This is a genomic window from Kineococcus indalonis, assembly GCF_009906395.1.
Classification (GTDB): domain Bacteria; phylum Actinomycetota; class Actinomycetes; order Actinomycetales; family Kineococcaceae; genus Kineococcus; species Kineococcus indalonis.
In genome coordinates, this window is record NZ_JAAALM010000182.1 from 1 (window position 1) to 7,085 (window position 7,085).

Here is a 7,085-nt window from a genome sequence, read left to right on the forward strand (position 1 = left end):
CGCCGGGGGCGTGCCGCCGGCACCGGCGTCAAGCCCGTTGCCCCGGGACCTTGTTCCCGGGCGCACCCGTCCGCCCGCCCGTCGCCCGCCCGGCCGGCGGCGCCGGCGCCCCCGCACGGCACGCCCCTGCCTGGCACGCTCCGGCCCACCCGGCCAGACTGGGCGGCCAGGACGACGACAGGAGGCACCGTGGGCGTGACGCTGGCCAAGGGCGGCAACGTGTCGCTGACGAAGGTGGCGCCGGACCTCACCGAGGCGGCCGTCGGCCTCGGCTGGGACGTGCGCACCACCACCGGCGTGGACTTCGACCTCGACGCCAGCGCGCTGCTGCTGGGCGCCGGCGGCAAGGTCCTCTCCGACGCCCACTTCGTCTTCTACAACCAGCTCGCCAGCCCCGAGGGCGCCGTGCGGCACACCGGCGACAACCGCACCGGCGAGGGCGAGGGCGACGACGAGGTCGTCGAGGTCGACCTGCCGTCCGTGCCGCAGGCGTGCGAGCGCATCGTCTTCGCCGTCTCCATCCACGACGCCGAGGCCCGCCGGCAGAGCTTCGGGCAGGTGCACGGGGCGTTCATCCGGCTGGTGGACCGCGCCACCGGCGAGGAGGTCGTGCGCTTCGACCTGTCCGAGGACGCCTCCACCGAGACCGCGATGGTCTTCGGGGAGGTGTACCGGCGCGGGCAGGAGTGGAAGTTCCGCGCCGTCGGGCAGGGCTACGCCAGCGGCCTGCGCGGCATCGCCACCGACTTCGGCGTGGCCGTCGACTGAGGCCACCGGGCCGCCCGGGGCCGCTTCGGGCCGCCCGGGACCGCCCGGGACCGCCCGGGACCGCGTGGTCGCGCCCGTCCGGCTCAGGCGCGGCGGCGCGAGCGGTGCGCCTCGGTGTCGGGCAGGTGCACCGACGGCGGCGCGGCGCGGCGCCCGCCGACGACGTCGGGCAGCTCGATGCCCAGGCCGGCGCGCGGCCGGGCGCGGGAGGGGCGCACGCCCGGGCGGGCTCGGGCCACCGTGCGCCCGACCAGGGCGGCGACGAGCAGGATGACGACGAGGGACACCAGAACGGTCACCACGACCTCCTCGCGGACGTCGGTCCCGACGGCACCGTCGGGACCGGGGGCACCACGGTCGCACGCGGCGGCGGCCGGCGCGAGGGGTTCGCGCGCGCGTCAGCCGTCCGCGCGCTCCAGCGTCCTGATGCGGAAGCGCGGCCCGGCGGTGGAGACGGCCCAGCCCGACGCGGGCTCCCGCGCGCGCAGCACCCAGCCCTCCCCCACCCCCGGGGCGGTGGTGTCGCCGTCCACGTGCACGTCGACGTCGGTGACCACGAGGCGCTGCGCGCGCGCCAGCGCCGCCCGGTACACCTGCCCGCCGCCGGCCACCCACACGTCCCCCTCGGCCGCCGCGGCGTCCAGGGCGGCGTCCAGGTCGTGCACGACGCGCGCGCCGGGGGCTCCGTAGGCGCGGTCGCGGGTGAGCACGAGGTTGCGCCGGTCCGGCAGCGGGCGGAAGCGCGGCGGCAGCGACTCCCAGGTGGCCCGCCCCATCAGCACGGTGGCGCCGAGGGTCAGGGCCTTGAAGTGCGCCATGTCCTCGGGCACCCGCCACGGCAGGGTGCCGCCGGCGCCGATGACGCCGTCGGCGGACTGCGCCCACACCAGGCCGATCACGCCCGCGCCCCCGCCGCCGCCCCCGCCGCTCGACGCGCTCAGACCGCCACCGGCGCCTTGATCGCCGGGTGGTGCACGTAGTCGACCAGCTCGAAGTCCTCGAAGGAGTGCTCCAGCAGCGGCGCCGGGCGCACCCGCAGGGTCGGGAAGGGGTGCGGGTCGCGGGAGAGCTGCTCGGCGACCTGCTCGACGTGGTTGTCGTAGACGTGCACGTCCCCGCCGGTCCACACGAAGTCGCCCACGGCCAGGCCCACCTCGGCGGCCACCAGGTGCGTCAGCAGCGCGTAGGAGGCGATGTTGAAGGGCACGCCGAGGAAGAGGTCGGCGCTGCGCTGGTACAGCTGGCACGACAGGCGCCCGTCGGCCACGTGGAACTGGAACATCGCGTGGCAGGGCGCCAGCGCCATCTCGTCCAGCTGGGCCACGTTCCACGCCGAGACGACCATGCGCCTCGAGTCCGGGTCGGTGCGCAGGGTGTGCAGCACCTGCGCGATCTGGTCCACGTGCCGGCCGTCGGGGGTGGGCCAGGAGCGCCACTGCACCCCGTACACCGGGCCCAGCTCGCCGCGCTCGTCGGCCCACTCGTCCCAGATGCTCACGCCGCGCTCCTGCAGCCAGCGCACGTTGGAGTCCCCGCGCAGGAACCACAGCAGCTCCAGCGCCACGGACCTGAAGTGCACCCGCTTGGTGGTGACCAGCGGGAAGCCGGCGGAGAGGTCGTAGCGCAGCTGCGCGCCGAACCACGAGCGGGTGCCGGTGCCGGTGCGGTCCGCCTTCGGCGCGCCGTGCGCCGCGACGTGCCGCAGCAGGTCCTCGTACTGGGTGTCCACGCGAGCCACGCCCCAGAGCTTAGGCGGGTGCAGGGCGCGGGCGGGTGCGCCGCCGCCTCAGGCCGGGACGCGGCCGCGGGCGGCGAGCAGCTCCTCGAAGCGCGCCGCCGGCGCCGGCCGCCCCAGCAGGTAGCCCTGCACCAGGTCGCAGCCCAGCGCGCGCAGCGCCCGGCGCTGGTGCTCGTGCTCCACGCCCTCGGCGACGACGAGCAGGTCCAGGGCGTGCGCCATCGACACCACCGCGTCGACGATGCGCAGGTCGCCGTCGCCCTCGCCCAGGCGGGCGGTGAAGGAGCGGTCGATCTTCACCACGTCCACCGGCAGGGAGCGCAGCGTGGACAGGCTGGAGTAGCCGGTGCCGAAGTCGTCGATGGCCACGCGCACCCCGCGCCGGCGCAGCCGGCCCAGGATCGAGGCGGCCGCCGCCGGGTCCACCATGACGGCCGACTCGGTGATCTCCAGGCCCAGGGCGGTGCCGGGCAGGCCCGCCGCCCGCAGAGCCCCCTCCACGACGTCGACGAAGCCCTCGTCGCCCAGCTGGTGCGGGGAGACGTTCACCCACACCGTCAGCTCCCGCGCCGCGCGGTGCTGCGCGCGCCAGCGCGCCAGCTGGGCGCAGGCGTCCACGAGCACCCGCCGGCCCAGCTCGACGACGAGCCCGCTGGCCTCGGCGACGGGCACGAACTCCGCCGGCGGCACCGGGCCGGTGCCCGGGCGCGTCCAGCGCAGCAGCGCCTCGCAGGCCACCAGGCGCCCGGAGACCGTCTCCACCTCCGGCTGGTAGTCCAGGTGGAACTCCTCCCCGCGCAGCGCGTCGCGCAGGGCCAGGCTCAGCTCCCGCCGCGCCGTCGAGCGCTCGCGCGCCCGCGCGTCGTACACCTGCACGCGCGCCCGGCCGGCCTGCTTGGCCGCGTGCATCGCCTCGTCGGCGTCGCGCAGCAGCAGGTCCGCGTCGACGGTGGCGCTGAGCGCGGTGCTGGTCAGGCCCGTGCTGGCCGACAGGTGCACCACGTGCCCGGGCACGTTCACCGGCAGGGTGAAGCAGGCCCCCACCCGCTCGGCGGCGCGCTGCGCCTCGTCCGGGGTGACGTCGGGCAGCACGAGGGTGAAGGCGTCGCCGGCGAAGCGGCAGGCCACGTCGGCCGGGCGCAGCGCGGCGCGCAGCGCGTCGGCGGCCGCGCGCAGGTAGTCGTCGCCGGCGGCGTGGCCCAGGGAGTCGTTGACGAGCTTGAAGTGGTCCACGTCGCACAGCAGCACCGCGTGCACGGCGCCGGGGGCGGGCGGCGCGGCCAGCACGGCCCGCAGCCGCTCCAGGAACGCGGTGCGGTTGAGCAGGCCGGTGACGGTGTCGACGGTGGCCAGGCGCACCAGCTCCCGGCCGGAGCGGTCGCGCTCGACGGCCACGCGCGTGAGGTGCAGCAGGGCCGGCACCACGCCGTCCACCGGCACCGGCCCCGGGGTGCGCCGGTACAGCGCGAACGTGCCCAGCGCGGCGCCGCCCTCGCCCAGCACCGGCAGCGACGTGCACGCCGCCAGGCCGTGCTCGGCGGCCAGGTCCCGGTAGGGGGCCCACTCGGGGGCGGTGGCGATGTCGTCGCAGGCCACCGGGGCGCGCCGGTGCAGGGCGGTGCCGCAGGAGCCGACGCCCTCCGCGACCGGCAGCCCGTCGACGGCGGCGCGGTAGGCCGGGGGCAGGCTGGGGCCGGCGCCGTCGCGCACGGTGGGGCCGTCCTCGTCGAGCAGCATCACCGCGCACAGCACGTCCGGCCCCACCAGCGCCTCGACGTGGCGGGCCAGGCGGTCCAGCACCGCGGGCAGCGGGTGGCCGGCGGCCACGGCCTCCAGCACGTCGCGCTGGGCCTCCAGCAGGCGGGCGTCGCGCTCGTGGGCGGCGACGCGGCGGCGCACGGTGAGCAGGGTGCGCACCAGGTGCGCCTGGCTGCGCAGCACCTCGAGGTCGTCGGCGGTGAAGCGGCGCGGGTGGCGGTCGGCCACGGACAGCGCGCCCAGCACGAAGCCGTCCTGGTCGGTCAGCGGCACGCCCAGGTAGGAGCGCACGGCGCCGCGCGCGGTGAACGGGTGGCGGCGGAAGACGGGGTGGGCGCGGGCGTCGGCGACGTTCAGGGACCTGCCGGTGGCGATGACGTGGGCGCCGGGGCTGAGCTCGTCGGGCAGCTCGGCGAGGCGCGCGGGCAGGCCCCGCGCGGCGGGGAAGGAGTGCCGGCCGGGGCGGACCAGCTCCACGGCGGCCACGGGGGCGCGCAGCACCCGGGCCACGTGGCCGACGACGCCCTCGAGGTCGGCGTCCCCGGCGGGGGCGTCCAGGCCGCAGGCGTCCACCGCCGCCAGGCGCGCGGGGTCGGCCACGGCCGCGCGCAGGCGCTCCAGCTCCCTCACGAGCGCCGGGGGGCGGCGGGCGGACGGCGCGTCCCCGTCGACGGGTCAGCCCCGAGGCGACTCACCGCTGTCGGATGCACACGCCCAGTATGCGCGCAGGGGCTCAGCCGGGGAGGTGCTCGTCGAAACCCGCGTCGTCGTCCACCTCGCCGCGCACCACCGCCGCCAGCCGGGCCAGCCACGCCGCACCCGCCACGTCGTGCACGCTGCGCCACGACGCCAGCACCGGGTACGGCGTGGCCGGCACCCCGTCGGCGGGGCGCACGTCCACGTGGACGACCTCGTGGCCCTGCGCGTGCAGCCAGTCGGCCATCGCGTAGTCCGTGCGCGAGTCGCCCGCCGTGCGCCACGCCCGCGGCAGCGGCCCGTCCGCCGCCAGCAGGCGCAGCGCGGTGGCCGCGCCGCGGTCCTTGCCCAGCAGCACCGACTCCACGTCGGTGGAGATGATCGTGGGGTCCACCCGCCACCGCACCCGCCCGGCCGCGTCCGGGCGACGCACCCCGCGGCGCTCCGCGCCCAGGCCCAGGCCGGCCAGCACGTCCAGGGCCGCGGCGTCGTAGCGCTCCTGCGCCTCCAGGTACAGCGCGCTGGGCACCTCCACGCGCTGCTCCACCGAGACCATCGCGTGCTTGCCGGCGTCCACGAACATCGTGTCCGCGAAGTCGCGCCGGGCCAGACCCTCCAGCGCCTCCACCGCCGCCGGCGGCACGGCCACGTCGGTGTCCACGTGCAGCGGCCCGGCGCCGCCGGCGGTGATCGAGAAGTGCACCGCGCCCTTCTCGCACACCGCGTGCAGCCGCGCGCGCTCCGGCAGGCCGCCCGCCAGCAGCGGGGCCACCACGTTCTCGCGCAGGAAGTGGTCCGAGCGGCCCGTGTTGAACACCACCGGCACGCCCGCGGCCAGCAGCTCGCGCAGGCTGTCCAGCAGGCCCGGCGCGCTGACCGTGCGGGTCACGGGGCTGGCGATCGGGCCGTCGACGTCCAGGAGCAGGCCGAACGGGGGAGCCTCGGGGGTGCGGGTCACACCGGGCATCCTGGCGCACCCGCCGGGCGCGGCCGCTGCCGGCGCCCGCTCACGTCCAGTACAGGTACCGCGCCGCGGGCAGCTCGCGGGCCCGGGCGTCCTCGAACCACGAGCGCAGCTCGCGCATCGTGGCCGCGTCGTAGACGTGCTTCACCGCGCCGAAGCGGCCGTGCTTGCGGGTGCGGGTGGACTCGTCCAGGTCGAGCTTGGTGCGCGGGTACCAGGCGAGCTGGACGTCCTTGCTCCTCGGCGTGAAGCGGTGGGTGATGCACTCCACCGTCAGGTCCAGGCCGGGCACGCCGGCCAGCTCCGCGCCGGCCGCGGCCAGCAGCTCGCCGTAGGCCGCGCGCCAGTCCTCCACCGGCATGATCGGGGCGATGGTCAGGCCCACCGGGTAGCCGGCGCGGGCCAGGCGGCCCAGGGCGCGCAGGCGCGCCGGCACGCGCGCGGTGCCGCCCTCGAAGCGCTCCACGGCGGGCACGTTGACGGAGGCGCGCACGCGGGTGCGCCCGCCGTGCGGCAGGTCCAGCAGGCCCTCGACGTCGTCGTACTTGGTGGTCAGGCGCAGCTGCACCGGCCCGGGCCAGTCGTGGGTGCCGAAGTGGGTGATCGTGGCGGCCAGGGAGCCGCTGACGTGCTCCACGGCCAGGGGGTCGGTGTAGCAGGACGCCTCGAACGTGGTGCCCTCGTGGCCGCGCTCGGCGGTGCCGGAGGTCACCGCGCCGGTGCCCACGACCTCGTCGAGGCCGGCGAGGATGCGCGGCAGGTCGGCGTAGACGCGGGTGATCGGCGGGCCGGACAGCGAGCCGGCGAGGTAGCAGTACTGGCAGTGCCCCGGGCAGCCCTCGGCGATGGGGAAGGCGAAGTCCGCGCTGGGCGGGATCGGCGAGGGGCGGCGCTTGGAGGCCGGGCTGGTGACCACGGCGAGGGTGCGCTTGGCGGCGGCGTAGGTGGCGCGCTCGTCGGCGCCGCGCAGGCTCGGCAGGCGGTCGCCGCCGAGCAGGTGCACGTCCTGCACGCCGGCGGCGGCGAGGCGCTCGAGGACCGCGCGGCCGTGGGGCTCGGCCTGCGCGGAGGCGGTGACGTAGACGGTGGCGGGGGTCCACGGGCGGGGACGGGTGAGCAGCTCGCTCGGCACGTCCTGTTCAACACCGCCGGCGGTGCGGA

The 7,085-nt window shown here is 77.4% G+C and carries 7 protein-coding genes; 1 reads left to right on the plus strand and 6 read right to left on the minus strand.

Annotation, left to right across the window (positions count from 1 at the left end; translation table 11 throughout):
• Positions 1-189: 189 nt before the first annotated feature.
• A complete protein-coding gene (locus tag GTR00_RS10665; protein ID WP_166611604.1) occupies positions 190-768 on the plus strand; it encodes a TerD family protein in 579 nt (192 codons plus the stop codon).
• 83 nt (positions 769-851) lie between these two features.
• On the opposite strand, the gene GTR00_RS10670 is transcribed toward GTR00_RS10665, so the two are convergent.
• The 6 genes from GTR00_RS10670 to GTR00_RS10695 all read right to left on the minus strand — a co-directional run bounded on the left by GTR00_RS10670 (position 852) and on the right by GTR00_RS10695 (position 7,056).
• A complete protein-coding gene (locus GTR00_RS10670; protein ID WP_166611605.1) occupies positions 852-1,067 on the minus strand; it encodes a hypothetical protein in 216 nt (71 codons plus the stop codon).
• Positions 1,068-1,166: 99 nt separating this feature from the next.
• Positions 1,167-1,667 carry a dihydrofolate reductase gene (locus GTR00_RS10675; RefSeq protein ID WP_166611606.1) on the minus strand — a complete coding sequence of 167 codons (501 nt, stop codon included), beginning with the start codon at positions 1,665-1,667 and terminating at the stop codon, positions 1,167-1,169.
• Between the two features lie 38 nt (positions 1,668-1,705).
• On the minus strand, positions 1,706-2,506 hold the full coding sequence (locus GTR00_RS10680) for a thymidylate synthase (RefSeq protein ID WP_166611607.1): 801 nt from the start codon (positions 2,504-2,506) through the stop codon (positions 1,706-1,708).
• A 48-nt stretch (positions 2,507-2,554) separates the two neighbouring features.
• Positions 2,555-4,894 (minus strand): EAL domain-containing protein, encoded by a 2,340-nt coding sequence (locus tag GTR00_RS10685; protein WP_166611608.1) that lies wholly within the window; start codon positions 4,892-4,894, stop codon positions 2,555-2,557.
• 103 nt (positions 4,895-4,997) lie between these two features.
• Positions 4,998-5,927: an HAD family hydrolase gene (locus GTR00_RS10690; protein ID WP_205705518.1), complete on the minus strand. Its 930-nt coding sequence runs from the start codon at positions 5,925-5,927 to the stop codon at positions 4,998-5,000.
• Between the two features lie 40 nt (positions 5,928-5,967).
• Positions 5,968-7,056, minus strand: a complete 1,089-nt coding sequence (locus tag GTR00_RS10695; protein WP_166611610.1) for a spore photoproduct lyase family protein — start codon at positions 7,054-7,056, stop codon at positions 5,968-5,970.
• Positions 7,057-7,085: the final 29 nt, after the last annotated feature.